The organism is Mycobacterium colombiense, assembly GCF_001953985.1.
In the GTDB taxonomy this organism is placed as follows: domain Bacteria; phylum Actinomycetota; class Actinomycetes; order Mycobacteriales; family Mycobacteriaceae; genus Mycobacterium; species Mycobacterium colombiense_B.
Genome location: NZ_MBEI01000028.1, coordinates 1 through 15,277, shown reverse-complemented (window position 1 = coordinate 15,277; position 15,277 = coordinate 1). Strand labels below are relative to the sequence as shown.

15 protein-coding genes and 1 pseudogene are annotated in these 15,277 nt (G+C 65.7%); 7 read left to right on the top strand and 9 right to left on the bottom strand.

Annotation, left to right across the window (positions count from 1 at the left end):
• Positions 1 to 28: 28 nt before the first annotated feature.
• From A5732_RS04920 to A5732_RS27780, 6 genes are all read left to right on the top strand, one after another.
• Complete coding sequence (locus A5732_RS04920; protein ID WP_076101097.1) at positions 29 to 214, top strand: hypothetical protein; 186 nt, start codon at positions 29 to 31, stop codon at positions 212 to 214.
• Positions 215 to 283: 69 nt separating this feature from the next.
• Positions 284 to 709: a hypothetical protein gene (locus A5732_RS04915; protein WP_076051503.1), complete on the top strand. Its 426-nt coding sequence runs from the start codon at positions 284 to 286 to the stop codon at positions 707 to 709.
• Positions 710 to 870: 161 nt separating this feature from the next.
• Positions 871 to 1,269: an MmpS family transport accessory protein gene (locus tag A5732_RS04910; protein ID WP_076051520.1), complete on the top strand. Its 399-nt coding sequence runs from the start codon at positions 871 to 873 to the stop codon at positions 1,267 to 1,269.
• On the top strand, positions 1,266 to 4,091 hold the full coding sequence (locus tag A5732_RS04905) for an RND family transporter (protein ID WP_076101094.1): 2,826 nt from the start codon (positions 1,266 to 1,268) through the stop codon (positions 4,089 to 4,091). Before A5732_RS04910 ends, A5732_RS04905 begins: the two co-directional genes overlap by 4 nt.
• A 17-nt stretch (positions 4,092 to 4,108) precedes the next feature.
• Complete coding sequence (locus A5732_RS04900) at positions 4,109 to 4,936, top strand: mycofactocin-coupled SDR family oxidoreductase (protein WP_076101091.1); 828 nt, start codon at positions 4,109 to 4,111, stop codon at positions 4,934 to 4,936.
• A gap of 45 nt (positions 4,937 to 4,981) precedes the next feature.
• Positions 4,982 to 7,864, top strand: a complete 2,883-nt coding sequence (locus A5732_RS27780; RefSeq protein ID WP_076101089.1) for an ATP-binding cassette domain-containing protein — start codon at positions 4,982 to 4,984, stop codon at positions 7,862 to 7,864.
• 11 nt (positions 7,865 to 7,875) lie between these two features.
• Here A5732_RS27780 and eno read toward each other — a convergent pair whose 3' ends face one another.
• Positions 7,876 to 9,159, bottom strand: a complete 1,284-nt coding sequence (gene eno, locus A5732_RS04890) for a phosphopyruvate hydratase (RefSeq protein ID WP_076101086.1) — start codon at positions 9,157 to 9,159, stop codon at positions 7,876 to 7,878.
• Between the two features lie 125 nt (positions 9,160 to 9,284).
• Between eno and A5732_RS04885 the strand changes: the two genes are divergently transcribed.
• On the top strand, positions 9,285 to 9,476 hold the full coding sequence (locus A5732_RS04885; RefSeq protein ID WP_064952222.1) for a ferredoxin: 192 nt from the start codon (positions 9,285 to 9,287) through the stop codon (positions 9,474 to 9,476).
• Between the two features lie 64 nt (positions 9,477 to 9,540).
• On the opposite strand, the gene A5732_RS04880 is transcribed toward A5732_RS04885, so the two are convergent.
• The 8 genes and pseudogenes from A5732_RS04880 to A5732_RS04845 all read right to left on the bottom strand — a co-directional run.
• Positions 9,541 to 10,092 (bottom strand): carboxymuconolactone decarboxylase family protein, encoded by a 552-nt coding sequence (locus A5732_RS04880; RefSeq protein WP_076101083.1) that lies wholly within the window; start codon positions 10,090 to 10,092, stop codon positions 9,541 to 9,543.
• Positions 10,092 to 10,937, bottom strand: a complete 846-nt coding sequence (locus tag A5732_RS04875; RefSeq protein WP_076051510.1) for a TauD/TfdA dioxygenase family protein — start codon at positions 10,935 to 10,937, stop codon at positions 10,092 to 10,094. The genes A5732_RS04880 and A5732_RS04875 overlap by 1 nt, the downstream gene beginning before the upstream one ends.
• Positions 10,938 to 10,951: 14 nt before the next feature.
• Positions 10,952 to 11,290 (bottom strand): hypothetical protein, encoded by a 339-nt coding sequence (locus tag A5732_RS04870; RefSeq protein ID WP_076101081.1) that lies wholly within the window; start codon positions 11,288 to 11,290, stop codon positions 10,952 to 10,954.
• A complete protein-coding gene (locus tag A5732_RS04865) occupies positions 11,287 to 12,549 on the bottom strand; it encodes an aromatic ring-hydroxylating oxygenase subunit alpha (protein ID WP_076101078.1) in 1,263 nt (420 codons plus the stop codon). Before A5732_RS04865 ends, A5732_RS04870 begins: the two co-directional genes overlap by 4 nt.
• 13 nt (positions 12,550 to 12,562) lie before the next feature.
• Positions 12,563 to 13,306: an SDR family NAD(P)-dependent oxidoreductase gene (locus A5732_RS04860; RefSeq protein WP_076101075.1), complete on the bottom strand. Its 744-nt coding sequence runs from the start codon at positions 13,304 to 13,306 to the stop codon at positions 12,563 to 12,565.
• A gap of 32 nt (positions 13,307 to 13,338) precedes the next feature.
• Positions 13,339 to 14,433 carry a ferredoxin--NADP reductase gene (locus tag A5732_RS04855; RefSeq protein ID WP_081395987.1) on the bottom strand — a complete coding sequence of 365 codons (1,095 nt, stop codon included), beginning with the start codon at positions 14,431 to 14,433 and terminating at the stop codon, positions 13,339 to 13,341.
• Between the two features lie 93 nt (positions 14,434 to 14,526).
• A complete protein-coding gene (locus tag A5732_RS04850; RefSeq protein WP_065056314.1) occupies positions 14,527 to 14,979 on the bottom strand; it encodes a MarR family winged helix-turn-helix transcriptional regulator in 453 nt (150 codons plus the stop codon).
• A gap of 11 nt (positions 14,980 to 14,990) precedes the next feature.
• Positions 14,991 to 15,277 (bottom strand): annotated as a pseudogene (locus A5732_RS04845) (amidohydrolase family protein); the annotation flags it as partial.

Below are 15,277 nucleotides of genomic sequence, written 5' to 3'. Positions count from 1 at the left end.
GTAACGCGAGAGAAGTTAGGTTCCTTCAATGAGTACGGACAAGATCAATCGCGCCATCCTGCTCGTCATGGTGGTGATCGGAGCCGTCGCATACGGCTTGCTATACGGCCACGCGTCCATCGTCTTCAAGCTGCTGGTTCCGCTCGCCCTGATCATCCTGGTCGTATTGATCGCTCGGGATGTGATCAAGGACCAGGACTCCGGAAAGCGCTGACGTCCGGATCGTTGGGGTAGCGTTCTCCGCGAGCCTTCCGTTGTCCCACGGCGAAGCAAGGACTGGAACATGAGTACGTCTTTATATGGTCTGCTCACCGTATTGGCCCTCGCGCTGGTGCTGGTGTTCGCTTCCGTTGCCGCGGTATTCGTGAAACGGCTCGGCGATCGGGCGACCAGCCCCACGGGTGAAGAAGTGGGAAGCGCCAAAGCGGTTGTGACGAAAGTGCGTAAACGCCAACCGATGTCGCACGACGAGTTGAATTATGCGAAGCAACTCCTCGCGAACCGTGGCTCGTTGCTGGCGTTGTGCATCCCCGGTGCTTTGTTCGCGATCGGCTGCTTCTATGTGTTCGGCAGTCTGCACCACTTGCACGGTGCGACGCCGTCGGAGCGGACATTTCTGGGGGTGTTTCCCATGCTGGCGTCGGTCAACCTCACCACTCAGATTCTGCGAAGCGCCAGGTTGAAGCGCCGACTGCAGAAAATGTCTTGACGCAACCCGAGGCGTGTTTGGCCCCATCACTGTCCCTTGAGCACACGACCGTCTACTATCTGCATTTGACCTGACGGCAGGAGCGGGGGCGTGACGACGATGGGACCGGTGAGCCAGTGAGCCCTCGCTCAGTCGGCAGGACTGTCTTGGCGCGCATCTGGATGCCTTTGGTCGCCGTCATTGTGGTCGGCGTGGGCGCGGTGGCCATGGTGAAGGTGCACGAGTTCTCCAACCCCCCGCCGGTCATCACCGTCAATGAGCCGGCAGCACCTCCGGAGTTCAGTATCAAACGGCTCACGTATGAGTTGTTCGGCAACCTCGGCGAGGGCGGGATGCTCGTCTGGGTGGACATCAACGGGCATCCACATCAGGTCGATCTCACGACCTTGCCGTGGTCGCATACGGAGGCGACCACGCTGACCGTGGTGTCCGGCAGCATCTCGGCGCAGGTTCATGGTGGTCAGGTCGGCTGCCGGCTGCGGGTGAATGGCATTGTCCGCGCCGAGCAATCCGATGCCCATCAGGACGCACACGTCTTTTGCCTGGTGAAATCGGCATGAGCGAGCACCAGGCGGAGCCGCGGCCGAAGCGACCCTTCGTCCCCAGAATGGTCCGCATCTTCGCGATACCGATCATCGCCTTCTGGGGCCTGCTCGCGGTGTCGACGAACACCTTCATGCCGCAGGTCGAGAGGGTCGCCGAAGAGCTGGCGGGGCCGCTGGTCCCGCATTACGCGCCGTCGCAGCGGGCGTTGCTGTCCATCGGCGCGAAGTTCCACGAGTCCAATTCGACCAGCCTGGCCATGATCGTGCTCGAAGCCAACCGGCCGCTGGGCGACGCGGATCATCGGTACTACGACGATCTGATGCGCCGGTTCAGGCAAGACCCCAAGCATGTGCAGTACGCCATGGATCTGTGGGGGAAGCCGATCACCGCGGCAGGGGCGCAGAGCCTCGACGGCAAGTGTGCGTACGTGCTGCTGCGCCTCGCGGGCGATATCGGCCAGATGCAAGCGAACGAGTCCGTTACCGCCGTTCGGGATATCGTCGCCAAGGTCTCGCCGCCGCCCGGGCTCAAGGTCTATGTCAGCGGCGCGGCCCCGCTCGCCAAAGACACTGTCGCTATTGCGAATTCGAGCTTGAACAACATCACGATCGTGACGATCTTCCTTATCATCGCGATGTTGCTACTGGTCTACCGCTCCATCGTCACCCTGTTTGTGCCGCTGGCCGGAGTTCTGTTCGAGATGCTGGTCGCGAAGGGGGTTATCGCAACCCTCGGGCATCTCGGGTACATCGAGCTCTCATCATTCGCCGTGAACATCGTCGTCGCGCTGACGCTGGGAGCGGGGACGGACTACGGCATCTTCTTGATGGGCCGCTATCACGAGGCGCGACACGACGGTGAAAGCAGGGAGCAGGCGTTCTACACCGCGTACAAGAGCGTCACACCCGTCATCCTCGGCTCGGGGCTGACTATCGCGGGGGCGTGCTACTGCTTGACTTTCGCGCGCCTCAACTACTTCCACACCATGGGGCCGGCCGTCGCGATCAGCATGCTGTTCACCATCGCGGCGGCGCTGACACTGGGCCCGGCCTTCTTGACCGTGGGCAGCCTATTCGGGCTCTTCGACCCAAGAAGCAAGGCCAAGGCTCACCTGTATCGGCGGTTTGGAACGAGCGTGGTGCGGTGGCCGGTGCCGATCCTCTTCGCCAGCGCCGCTGCCGTTCTGCTCGGGGCGATCTTCGTGCCGACGTACCGGCAGAACTACGACGACCGCCAGTACCAGCCGCACAATTCTCCAGCCAATTTGGGTTTCCAGGCGGCCGATCGGCACTTCCCGAAGAGCAAGCTGTTCTCCGAGATGCTGATGATCGAGTCGGATCACGACATGCGAAACTCGGCGGACTTCATCTCATTGGACCGCGCGGCCAAGGCTCTCGCACGCCTTCCAGGCGTCGCGATGGTGCAAAGCATCACCAGGCCGATGGGCCGAGCCTTGGAACACGCCACACTCCCGTACTTGTTCACCACCCAGGGCAGCGGGAGCGGTCAACAGCTCCCGTTCACCAAGCAGCAGAACGCAAATACGAACGAGCAGGCACAGATTACGCAGCACACGGTCGCGGTCTTGCGCAAAGAGATCGGGTTCTTCCAGAAGGTGTCCGACGAATTGCACCAGACGGTGCTCACCGTTGAGGACCTGGAACGTGTCAGCAACGAGATGAACGAGGAAGTCTCCAACCTGGACGATTTCTTCCGCCCGGTCAAGAGCTACTTCTATTGGGAGAAGCACTGTTTCGACATCCCCATCTGCTGGGCGTTCAGATCGTTGTGGGACACGATCGACCACATCGACCACTTGGCCGAAGACATCAAGTTCGCCAGGGTCTCCCTCGTGGAGGTGGACAAGGCTTTCCCGCAGATCATCGCTCAGCTCAAACTCACTGCCGACGACTCGGACGCTTTGGCCTCACTTTTGGTCAGCAGCTACGGCCAGTCTTCTCTGCAGTCCACCCAGACCGACCAGACGTTCGACGACCAGATCAATGTGGGCCTCGACTTCGATCGATCCCGCAGCGATGACTTCTTTTACATCCCGCACGAGGGTTTCGACAACGACGACGTCAAAACCGGTATGCAGCTGCTGATGTCGCCCGATGGCAAGGCGGCCCGGCTCATCATCACCCATGAGGGGGACGCCAACGGCCCGGAAGGCGTGCAGCACGTAGAACAGTTCCCCACAGCCATCACCGTGGCGCTCAAGGAGACCTCGCTGGCCGGCTCGAAGGTTTATATCGGCGGTTCGGGATCGACCAACAAGGACATCAAGCAATACGCGGCGTCCGATCTGCTTATCGTGGCGATCGCCGCCTTCGTGCTGATCTTCTTGATCATGTTGTTCCTCACCAGAAGTCTGATAGCAGCCGTCGTCATCCCCGGCACCGTCGCCTTCTCCTACGCCGGGGCGTTCGGGCTCTCCATCCTCGTCTGGCAACACCTCATCGGCCTGCCGTTGCACTGGTTGGTATTGCCGCTGACGTTCATCATCCTGGTGGCCGTGGGTTCGGACTACAACCTGCTGTTGATCCTTCGGGTCAAGGAGGAGCTGCACGCCGGAATCCATACCGGCCTGATCCGCGCGCTGGGTAGCACCGGTGGCGTAGTGACGTCCGCGGGTTTGGTGTTCGCGTTCACCATGCTGGCGATGCTGACCAGTGATCTGCGCACCGTCGGTCAGGTGGGTTCGACGGTGTGCATCGGCCTGCTGCTCGACACGATGATCGTGCGTTCGTTTGTCGTGCCGTGCATACTGCGAATCCTTGGGCCGTGGTTCTGGTGGCCCACGCTGGTGCGTACCCGTCCGCTGCCGCAGCGTTAGCGAAAGGCCCGAATCTCATGAGCGACAACGACAAACCCCTGGCCGGCCGGGTCGCGTTCGTCACCGGTGCCGCACGCGGTCAGGGCCGTTCGCATTGCGTGCGGCTGGCCCGGGCCGGAGCCGACATCGTCGCCATCGACGCCTGCGGCCCAGTGGCGGCGAACAACGGCTACCCGGCATCGACGCCGGAGGACCTGGCCGAAACGACGAGCCTGGTGGAAAGCGAAGGCCGCAAGATGCTGGCCGCGCAGGTCGACGTCCGCGACGCCGCCGGGCAGCAGCGGATCGTCGACGAGGCGATCACTCAGTTCGGCCGCCTCGACGTCGTCGTCGCCAACGCCGGCGTGCTGAATTGGGGCCGCCTCTGGGAGATTTCGGCTCAGCAATGGCAGGACGTCCTCGACACCAATCTGACCGGCGTCTGGCACACCATCAAAGCCACTGTGCCCGCGATGATTCAGGCGGGCAACGGCGGCTCGATCATCACCATCAGCTCGGCCGCGGGCGTGAAGGCCGTGCCGGGTTGCGGTCATTACTGCGCCAGCAAGTTCGGTGTGGTCGGGCTGACGAACTCGCTGGCGGTCGAACTCGGCGGATACGGCATCCGGGTGAACTCGGTACACCCGTACGGCACCGACACCCCGATGGGCAACGACCCCTCGATGTGGCAGCTGTTCGCCGACAACCAGACCTACATTCACAGCTTCTCCCCCGGCGCGTTACCCACCGACTCGCTCGCCGACCCGAACCTGGTCTCGGACATTGTGTTGTGGCTTGCCAGCGACGCGTCCTCACTGGTGACGGCCGCGCAAATTCCCGCCGACAAGGGCTACCTGAAGATCTGATGAGAGAGCCACCGGGCGCACCGCCGACGACGGCATAATCGTGTCGTGAAGGCACCCGGCGCTGCAACGGCGAAAACGCGCGCCGGATCGCTACGACCCGGCGAACTGGCGCAGGCAGCGGTGATGGGCGCCCTGTGCGCGGCGATCGCCATCATCGCGGTCGTCCTTCCGCACGGCGGGGGGCTGGGCCTGCTCGGCAGCGTGCCGACCGGGCTGCTGGCCTATCGCTACCGGATCCGCGTTCTGATCACCGCGACGGTCGCCGCCGGCGTGATCGGCTTCCTGGTGGTCGGCCTGAGCGGTCTGGGTGCGATCGGGCTCTGTGCCTATGTCGGGGGCCTGGCCGGAACCGTCAAGCGGCACCGCCGCGGCACGCCCACCGTCATCGTGGTGTCCGTCGGCGCGGGCGCCGTCGTCGGCGCCGGGATGGTCGTCGCGCTGACCGTCCTGACCCGGTTCAGGCAGCTCGCCTTCCACGCCGCCAGCGCCACCGTGGACGGCGCCACGACGGTTGTGTCGCGGGTGCCGCAGCTGCGTCCGGCCGCGCAAGGGTTCAAGGCGTTCTTCGCCGAGGCCTTGCATTACTGGCAGTGGCTGGTCCTCGGGTACGCCATCTTCGCCATCGTGGGCGCCTCCCTGGTCGGCTGGTGGGCGCTGTCCCGGGTGCTGGAGCGACTCCGCGGCATTCCCGACGTGCACAAGCTGGACCCGCCCGCCGGCGACGGACCGATCCGGCCCGTCCCGGTACGCCTGGACCAGGTGCGCCTGCGCTACCCGCACGCCGACCACGACGCGCTGCGTGCGGTCGACCTGGACGTGCGAACGGGCGAACATATCGCGGTCACCGGCGCCAACGGCTCGGGGAAGACGACGCTGATGTTGATCCTGGCCGGCCGCGAACCGACGTCGGGCACCGTAGACCGTCCCGGGGCGGTCGGGCTAGGCGAACTCGGGGGCACCGCGGTCATCATGCAGCACCCGGAGAGCCAGGTGCTGGGCACGCGGGTCGCCGACGACGTGGTCTGGGGACTGCCACCCGGCAAGTCCACCGACATCCCCCGGCTACTCGGCGAGGTCGGTTTGGCCGCACTGGCCGACCGCGACACCGGCAGTCTGTCCGGCGGAGAGCTGCAGCGCCTGGCCGTGGCCGCGGCGCTGGCGCGCGAGCCGGCGCTGCTGATCGCCGACGAGGTCACCAGCATGGTCGATCGGCAGGGCCGCGAGAAACTGCTCACCGTGCTGTCCGGCCTGACCGAGCGCCACCAAACCGCGCTGGTGCACATCACCCATTACAACGACGAGGCCGAATACGCCGACCGCGCAATCAAACTCGGCGACGCATCGGTCGACACCGATCTGGTGCAGAGCGCGACCGCCCCGGCACCGACGGTGACGACCGATCTCGCCTCCGGCGCGCCGGTGCTCGAACTCGTCCACGTCGGACACGAATACGCCGGCGGCACGCCGTGGGCTCAGACCGCGCTGCGCGATGTCAGCTTCGCGGTGCACCAGGGTGACGGGCTGCTGATCCATGGTGGAAATGGTTCCGGCAAGTCGACGCTGGCGTGGATCATGGCCGGATTGACCGCGCCGGCCACCGGCGCCTGCCTGCTCGACGGACGCCCGACCGTCGACCAGGTGGGTGCGGTCGCGTTGCAGTTCCAGGCGGCGCGGCTGCAGTTGATGCGCAGCCGGGTCGATCTGGAAGTGGCTTCGGCGGCCGGGTTTTCGTCCGCCGATCACGCCCGGGTGACCGCGGCCCTGGCCGCCGTCGGCCTGGATGCCGGGCTGGCGAAGCGGCGCATCGACCAGCTCAGCGGTGGCCAGATGCGTCGCGTGGTGCTGGCCGGGCTGCTGGCGCGATCGCCACGGGTGTTGATCCTCGACGAGCCGCTGGCGGGGCTGGATGCCGCCAGTCAGCGCGGCCTCGTCCAGTTGCTGACCGAGCGGCGCCGCGACACCGGCCTGACCGTGGTGGTCATTTCGCATGACTTCGCCGGGCTTCAGGAGCTGTGTCCGCGCACCCTGCACCTGCATGACGGTTCACTGCAGCCGGCAACGGCTGCGGCCCAGGACAATACGGTGGCTACCGCCGCCCCGGCCAAGCGGGCGCCCGGTCGCCGGCGCCCCGTCGTGCTGCTGCGGCCGGTGCCGGGCACCTCACCGATACACGAGCTGTGGGCAGGCACCAAACTGCTTGTGGTGTTTGGCTTTTCGCTGCTGTTGACGTTCTTCCCGGGCTGGGTGGCGATCGGGCTCACCGGCGCGCTGGCGGTGACGGGAATACGGCTCGCGCGCATCCCCCGGGGCGTGCTGCCGTCGGTGCCGCGCTGGCTGTGGATCGTGCTGGTGATCGTCGGCATCAACGCGGCGTTCGCCGGCGGGAGCCCGAGGGTCCACCTGGGCACGGTGTCGCTGGGCTTCGGTGGCCTGCTGGACTTTCTGCGCCTCACCGCGCTGTCGGTGGTGTTGCTCGCCCTGGGCGCTCTGGTGTCGTGGACGACCAATGTCGCGCAGGTCGCCCCGGCGGTCGCCACTTTGGGCCGCTTCCTGCGGCCGCTGCGGATCCCCGTCGACGACTGGTCGGTCGCGTTGGCGCTCGCGCTGCGCACCTTCCCGATGCTGATCGACGAATTCAGGGTGCTCTTCGCCGCGCGCCGGTTGCGGCCCAAGCGGCCACCGCAAACCCGCTGGGCCAGGCTGCGCCGCCCGGCGGCAGACGTGATCGACGTGGTCGTTGCGGTCATCACGGTGACACTGCGCCGCGCCGACGAGATGGGCGATGCCATCACCGCCCGCGGTGGCACCGGCCAGATCTCGGCCGCCCCGTCGCGACCGAAACCGGCCGACTGGCTGACTCTTTCCATCGTGCTGGCGGTGTGCGGGGCCGCCGTGGCGGCCGAGCTCGCGTTGTTCGCCGCCCGCTGACCGCAACGGGCTCAGAACCGCGCCAGTGCCGCGACGTCGGCCAGCGCACAGTCCGGGATGCCTTCGGCGGCGCGCAGCAGAAAATTGAGTTTCGCGATGCGCTCGCCCGACCGCGGTGCGCCGTTCTTCTGAAACGGCGCCGCCAGGCCCACCGCCAGGTCCATCACCACGTCGTCGATGACGCCACCCGAGCGGCCCGACGGGATCGCCAAAACATCGTTCCGCGTGGCATATTCGAAGCAGTCCAGGGCTTCGGCGATGGTTCCGACCTGGTTGGGCTTCAGGATGAAACCGTCCACGGCGGACGTCTCGACGGCCCGCTGCAAGCGGGCGCGGTTGGTGACGATCAGGTCGTCGCCGAGAATGATCGAACGGTGCACCGCCTGCACCGCTTTGGCGAACCCGGGCCAGTCATCCCCGTCCAGCAGATCTTCGATGAACAGCATCGGGAACTCCTGCGACAGCCCCCGGGCATAGTCGATCAAAGCCTCCGCCGTCACCCGTTCGCCGTTGAATGCGTATGTCGCAGAGTCGCTGTCGTACACCTCACTGGACGCGCAGTCCAGGGCGAACGCCATGATGTCGGCGCAGCCGGCGCGCTCGACGGCCTCGGTCAGCACCTCCAGGACGACGCGCGGGTCGCCGGACGGCGCTATGTATCCATACGACGACGCCAGCATCGGTGCGCGACCGATCCGCTCGGTGAGCACCTCGCCGAGCGTCTCGAACAGGCTCACCCCCTTTTCGACCGCGGATTCGATCGAGTCCGCGCGATAGGGCACGACAAGGAACTCACTGAACGTCTGGCAGACATCGCCGTAGTGACCCCCGTTGATCATGTTGAAGCTGGGCACCGGGACGGTGGTCGGCGGCTCAAGCCCGAGCAGTGCGCCGACATAGATGTAGGTGGGTGCGCCGGCCGCGGCGGCGGCCGCCCGCAGCAGCGCGATCGACGTGGAGTAGATCGCGTTGCCGCCGAGCCGGCGCTTGTCCGGCGTGCCGTCGAGATCGATCATGATCCGGTCCAGTGACCGCGGATCGTCGAGCTCCGCGCCGATCAGGGCAGGGGCGATTTCGTCGGTCACCGCGGCGATGGCGTGGTGCACGCTCAGCCCGTTGTAGTGGGTTCGATCGCCGTCCCGCAGCACGAACGCCTCATGTGAACCCACCGAACTGCCGGTCGGCGACGCACCGCGGCCGACAACGCCGCTATCGGTGGTGATTTCGACCTCGAGCAGGGGCCGGGCTTTACAGTCCAGCAGTTGGCGCGCGATGACGGATGCGATCTTCATCATCGACCTCCCGGACCCAGTATCTCAGCGTAAGACCGCGCCACTGAGAGGTCACTGAGAAGCGGCGTACTAGGATTTACACAAGCCTCACTTGTGAAAATCCCGTACGAGATCAGAGGAGGATCTTCATGCGGCCGGTAGTGAACCTTGATCGGTGTGAAGGCAACGCCTACTGCGTGAACATCGCGCCGAATGTTTTCCAGCTCGACGATGACGACTATGCGGTGGTCATCGCGGATCCGGTCCCCGTCGAACAGGAGGCGCTGGTCGAGCAGGCCATCGCCGAGTGCCCGCGCGCCGCCCTGTCTCGCGAGGACTAGCGCTTTTGAGACTCACATATTGGGTTGAACACCCGGGCGCTGGCCGCGCGCCCAAACGGCGCTCCTATTCGTGCTCTTCCTGGATCCCGAACGTGTTCACGGCCAGCGCCAGCAGGAGGTAGCCGCCGATGGTGAACGTCAGATCCATGCACTGTTGCTGCGTGAACAGCTCGCCCAGTAAATCCCAGGTCGCTTTGCTGATGGTGCTGTCACCGGTGAGATCGTCGACCGCCCGGACCACGGCCTGATCGGTCGGGTCGGCGCAGCGGCCGGAGCGGATGTCATCGATCTCGGATTCGGTCAGGCCGGCACGCAGAGCGATCGGAATGTGGTGCGACCACAGGTAGCCGCAATTGCTGCGGTGCACCACCCGCAGCAACGCGACTTCGCGCACCCGGGGCGACAGGGTCGATCGCATGAGCAGGTAGGCGTTGAACGGTAGGTAGGCCGCGGTCAGGTCGGGGTGGCGGACCATGGTCGACAAGACATTGCCCGCACCAACGGGATTCGCCCGCTCGGCCGGGATCAGCGACGCCAGCGCCGCACGGGCGCTCTCGTCCCACTCGTCGGCGGGCAACGGTGTCAGGCGCAGCGGATGCTGGTCGGCCGGCGTCATCACTGGATCGGTTCGTCGCCGAGCACGGTGGTGCGCAGCATCTCGCGCTGTGAATCCGGGTCGTACGGGGCCGCGCGGTGCAGCACCCCGCGGTTGTCCCAGATGACGGTGTCGCCGATCGACCAGCTGTGGCTGTAGACCTTCTCGGGCACCGTGGCGCGCTCCAGCAGGCTGTCCAGCAGGGCGCGTCCCTCATCGAGATCCATGCCGACGACGTAGTCCGCCGAGGCGCCCAGCACCAGCGACTTGCGGCCGGTGCGGTGTGTCCACACCAACGGATGTTCGTGGGTGCGGCGAGATCGCCAGCGCTGCACCAGTTCCGGCGACGGGTCGGGGTAGACGCGGCGCTGGGAGGCTTCCAGCGAGTGCACCACACGCAGGGTGCCGAACCGCTCCTTCTCCTCGTCGCTCAGGGCGTCGTAGGCGGCGTACGAGTTGGCGAATTCGGTTTCGCCGCCCCATTCCGCGACCCGTACCGCCGACAACACGGTGGCCTTCTGCGGGCATTCGTCGCCCAGCGGTGTGCAACCGTCGATGTGCCAGTCGAAGGTGGCCTTCAGGTAGGCGGCCGAGGCGTTCTTCGACTTGTCCAGCGTGATCGGGTAGATGCCGGCCACCGGATGGTGGCCGTCAGACGAGTGGTCGATCTCGCCGAGGCGACGGCAGAAGCCGACCTGGGCGGCCGGGTCGAGCTGCAGGCCCCGAAAGACCAGAACTCCGTTGTCTTCCAACGCATCCAGCACCGCCTCACCAACCGAGTCGTCGCTTGCCAGTGCGGCCGGCTCCAGGCCCGCGACTTCGGCACCGACGGAGTCGGTGAGTTTGGTGATGGTGAGCAGACTCATGGTCGCTCCTTTCGTCAGGGCACCGGTCCGCCGGTGCGGATCATGACCGCGTCGGCGGCGTCGACCGGAGCGGGTTGGTGCATGATCTCCACCGCCATGGCGACCATGATCAGCGAATAGATCAAGTGCAGCAGGTTCAGTGCGTCGTCGGGCACATTGTCGAGGGGAAACTTGTCGCAGTAGTCGATCGCCTCTTCGAGGCGGGGAAAGAACGCATCGTAGAAGTCGCGCAGTTCCGGCATCGACGCGTTAATCCGGGCGTTCCAGCGCTCGGTTTCTGTTTCCAGGCACCAGGTTTGGGCGTAGTCCTCCAGCTCGGCGAAGGCGCTGGGCAGCATGGGAGTCATGGTCACACCCCCACCGAATCCCGCTCGCGGCGGTAGGCTTCGACCCAGTCCGCGGCGACCTTGTGCAGATGGCGCACCAGGATCTCCTGGTCGTTGAGGGGGAACTCGTCGACGATGCCGTATTCCAGCGCCGCCTGCGTCCCGCCGAGCATCCCGGCGTCTTGCAGCGCAAACTCTTTCAGCACCACCGAGGCGACTTCGTGCTCGATACGCTCCCGCACGGTGCGCGCCGGATGAAAGTAGGTGTACGCCTCGAACCGATGCGTGTTGTGCGAGGTGGGCCAGTACCGGTACAGCAGATACCAGCCGCCATAGATCAGGATCTCGATGTTCGGGAAGATCTGGAAATTGCTGATGCCCCACGGCTCGATCCCTCCCGGATTGAGGCCAGCCGGCAGTTCGCCGATGTCGGGGGTTCGCCACGGTCCCACCAACCCGCTGCGGGTGGCCCGCTCGATCGGGTACATGTATTCCGGTGGCAGCAGCCAGCGGCGGCGCCCGGCCGTGGAGACCAATCGGTGCGGCCCGTCGAGTTGGAAATGCCCGCAAGTGAATCCGGCGTTGGGGTCGCGCACCTCGGAGGGCACTTGCTGTGAGTGCAGCGAGGGCACGTGGTAGTACTCCTGGAAGGCGTCGGCGAAGATCTTCCAATTGCTGTTGTTGTGGGCCACCCACTCGTAGCGTTCGGTCAGCTTGCCGAACGGATAGTCGTCGAGGGCGGTGATCATCGGGCCGAGAAACTCACGCAGGCTCTGGCGCGGTTCGGTGTCGAGGTTGATGAAGACGAAGCCGTTCCACACGTCGCAGTGCACCGGACGCAACCCGTACTGCGCGGGATCGAGGTCGAAGAACTCCGACTCCTGCTGGACGAATTTCAGCGCGCCCTGCAGGTCGTAGCGCCAGCCGTGGTATTTGCAGGTGAACTGCCGGCACGTACCGCGGGTCTCCTCGCCGGGAAAGTCGTTCCACACCAGCTTGTTTCCGCGGTGCCGGCACACGTTGTAGAACGCGCGGATCTGCTCGTCCTTGCCCTTGACCAGAATCACCGAGACGCCGACGACCTCGATCTCCTTGGTCAGGTAGCTGCCGACGCGCGGCAACTCCTCCACGCGTGCGACGTTCAGCCACGCCCGTTTGAAGATCGCCTCGCGCTCGAGTTCGTAGAATTCCCGCGACGTCGAGTCCTTGAAAGACACGGGGCCGGTTCCCAATTCGGGATAGTGCTCGGTCCAGGAGCCCTCCGGGGGCCTGCCTGCTCTGGTCATCGAATCCTCACAATCACATCACCGCTCCGCCGTTGACACCCAACACCTGGCCGGTGATGTACCTGGCTTCTTCCGAACATAAAAACCCCACGGCCGCGGCGATGTCGGCCCCGCTGCCGAGGTAGCCCAACGGGATATTGCTGGCGATCTGCTCGTTGGACGGCAGGTACCCGGCGGCCTGGCCCTGGTGCTGCATCGGTGTCTCGATGCCCGAGGGCGGAATGTTGTTCACCGTGATCCCGTGCGGCGCGTATTCGCGGGCCAGCGACTTGGTCAAGGTGATGACCCCACCCTTGGACGCCGCGTAGTGGGCGGCGAACGGCGAGCCGCGCTGGGCACTCGACGACGAGATCATCACGATCCTCCCCCAATTCGCCTCCACCATGTCCGGCAACGCGACCTGACAGCAGTGAAAGGTGCCGGTGAGATTGACGTCGATGATGCGCGACCAGGTTTCGGCGCTGATCTCCAAGAATGGCGAGAAGTCGAACATGCCGGCGCTGGTCACCAGGACCGTCACCGGGCCCAGTTCGCTACGCACCTTCGCGAAGGCCTGCTCCACCGCGGCCCGATCGGTGACGTCCGCGCGCGCCCCGAGCGCGGTCACACCGTTGGCGCGCAGATCATCGGTGACACGTTGCGCGGCATGCTCATTGACATCGAGGACCGCGACTTTGAGTCCGCGCCGGCCCAATTCATGGCAGGTCGCCTCGCCCATACCCGAGGCGCCGCCGGTCACCACCGCCACCCTGGTCATCGACTCAACTCCACCATCGACCGCCTTTTCGCTCACTCGTAGACCACCCGCACCGTGGGACTGGTGGGCAGGGCCTGACACGTGAGCACCCAGCCCTCCTCCACCTCATCCGGCTCGAGCGCGTCGTTGTTGATCATCCGGGCACTGCCCTGTGTCAGGCGCGCCATACACGTTCCGCACGAACCGATCTCACACGACGACGGGGCCCGCAGGCCGGCCATCCGGGCCGTCTGCAGCAACGTGTTGCCCGGATCGTAGGACGCCGTGGTCGTGACCCCGTCCAGCACGACGGTGACCTCGTCGGTCACCACATCGGTGTCCGGCGGCGCCGCCGCGGCGATGTCGTTCACGTCGAAGTGCTCCACATGCAGGCGATCGGCCGGCATACCCGTCGCGGACAGGGCGGTACGCACGGTCTCCATGAATTCGTTGGGCCCGCAGATGTAGACCTCGGCGTCGCCGGCATCGCGGACGAACGCCTCGACGTCCGCCGGGGTGACGAAGCCGCTGCTGTCGTCGAGATGGTGGTGCAGGACGAAGCGATCGGCGTGCCGCGTGTTGAGCGACGCCAATGCCTCGTCGAAGATCACCGCCTCACGGCTTCGGTTGGCGTAGAACAGTCGCGCGGTGCGTTTGCCGGACGCCAGCGCGGTGTGCAGCAGCGAAAAGACCGGCGTGATACCGCTTCCGCCGGCGAAGGCGATCAGCTCTCGATCGGTGTTGTGCAGCACGAAGCGGCCCTGCGGCGGCAGGGCGGGCAGCTGGTCGCCGGGCGCGGCTCTGTCGTTGAGCCAATTCGACACCAGGCCGTCGCGGTCGCGTTTGACGGTGATCTGCAGGTCCTCGCCCAGACCGGGTGCGGACGACATCGAGTAGCACCGCCGGTGCTCGCTGCCGTCGATGCTGACCAGCAGCGTCAGAAACTGTCCGGCTTGGTAATCGAACCGTTCCACGCTGCCCGGTGGAACATCGAGAACGATCGACACGGCGTCACGGGTTTCGGGGATCACGCGCTTGATCCGCAGTGGCACAAAGCCATCCGGCAGGGCAGCGACGTCGAGACCGCCTAAGCCGGCGTCGGCCACCGCCGCCGTACCAACGTTCGCAGTCACGTGCTTTTCACCCATCCCGGCCAGAGTATCAACTACTTGCGATTAGTCTCAAGTACTAGATAATGGGGCCGCACGACGCTGCCCCAGGTCACGCCGCTGCTGGCGGCGTCAGCCATCGACGTGATCGTTGAACAGCTCATGACCGGTGCCCTTTTCGACCACGCGGCCCAGCAGTTCCCGCAAGGTCCGCTGCTCTTGCTCGTTCAGCACACCGAACACCTCCTGGTGCGCGGCGATCGCGTCATTGACCACCGTTTCGGCGACCGTGCGGCCCTCCCCGGTCAAATAGGCCCGCAGGATGCGCGCGTGCTGGGGGTCCTGTTTTCTCTCCACCAGGCCGCGACGTTCCAGGGCGGTGAGTGCCAGCTGCACGCCTTGCGGGCTGATCAGCAGGCGCCGCGCCAATTCGGCGCCGGACAGGCCGGGTTCGTTGGCCAGTTGGCGCAGCACGCCGATCTGGGCGGTGCTCACGCCGTGTTCGCGCATCGCCTCGTTGATGGTGGTCAGCGAGTAATAGAAGGCCTGCTTGAGCAGCCACAGGATGTTGTCGGTGAGTTCCATGCCCGCCTCCATCACGCCGCTGGGGCTTTGTAGATCTGCCCGTTCTTCATGACAAAGCGGACGTCAAGGGTCGCGGCGATGTCGTCAAACGGGTCTCCGGGAACGGCGATGATGTCGGCCAGATAGCCCGGGGCCAGCCTGCCCAACTCGTCATCCGCCTCGATCAGCTCGGCGGGCCCCCCCGGGGGCCCCCCGGATCGGTTGGGCGGGAGTCATGCCCCGTTGCCCCAGCGCGCCGAGCTCCTCGGCGTTTTGGCGGGGGGGGTGGGGGGGGCCGGGGGGGCGCCCCCCGGGCGGG

Bases quoted from the DNA above. Each gene is read 5' to 3' on its own strand.
- A5732_RS04920 (WP_076101097.1), top strand. From the start codon at position 29: ATGAGTACGGACAAGATCAATCGCGCCATCCTGCTCGTCATGGTGGTG.
- A5732_RS04915 (WP_076051503.1), top strand. From the start codon at position 284: ATGAGTACGTCTTTATATGGTCTGCTCACCGTATTGGCCCTCGCGCTG.
- A5732_RS04910 (WP_076051520.1), top strand. From the start codon at position 871: ATGCCTTTGGTCGCCGTCATTGTGGTCGGCGTGGGCGCGGTGGCCATG.
- A5732_RS04905 (WP_076101094.1), top strand. From the start codon at position 1,266: ATGAGCGAGCACCAGGCGGAGCCGCGGCCGAAGCGACCCTTCGTCCCC.
- A5732_RS04900 (WP_076101091.1), top strand. From the start codon at position 4,109: ATGAGCGACAACGACAAACCCCTGGCCGGCCGGGTCGCGTTCGTCACC.
- eno (WP_076101086.1), bottom strand. From the start codon at position 9,159: ATGATGAAGATCGCATCCGTCATCGCGCGCCAACTGCTGGACTGTAAA.
- A5732_RS04885 (WP_064952222.1), top strand. From the start codon at position 9,285: ATGCGGCCGGTAGTGAACCTTGATCGGTGTGAAGGCAACGCCTACTGC.
- A5732_RS04880 (WP_076101083.1), bottom strand. From the start codon at position 10,092: ATGACGCCGGCCGACCAGCATCCGCTGCGCCTGACACCGTTGCCCGCC.
- A5732_RS04875 (WP_076051510.1), bottom strand. From the start codon at position 10,937: ATGAGTCTGCTCACCATCACCAAACTCACCGACTCCGTCGGTGCCGAA.
- A5732_RS04865 (WP_076101078.1), bottom strand. From the start codon at position 12,549: ATGACCAGAGCAGGCAGGCCCCCGGAGGGCTCCTGGACCGAGCACTAT.
- A5732_RS04860 (WP_076101075.1), bottom strand. From the start codon at position 13,306: ATGACCAGGGTGGCGGTGGTGACCGGCGGCGCCTCGGGTATGGGCGAG.
- A5732_RS04855 (WP_081395987.1), bottom strand. From the start codon at position 14,433: ATGGGTGAAAAGCACGTGACTGCGAACGTTGGTACGGCGGCGGTGGCC.
- A5732_RS04850 (WP_065056314.1), bottom strand. From the start codon at position 14,979: ATGGAACTCACCGACAACATCCTGTGGCTGCTCAAGCAGGCCTTCTAT.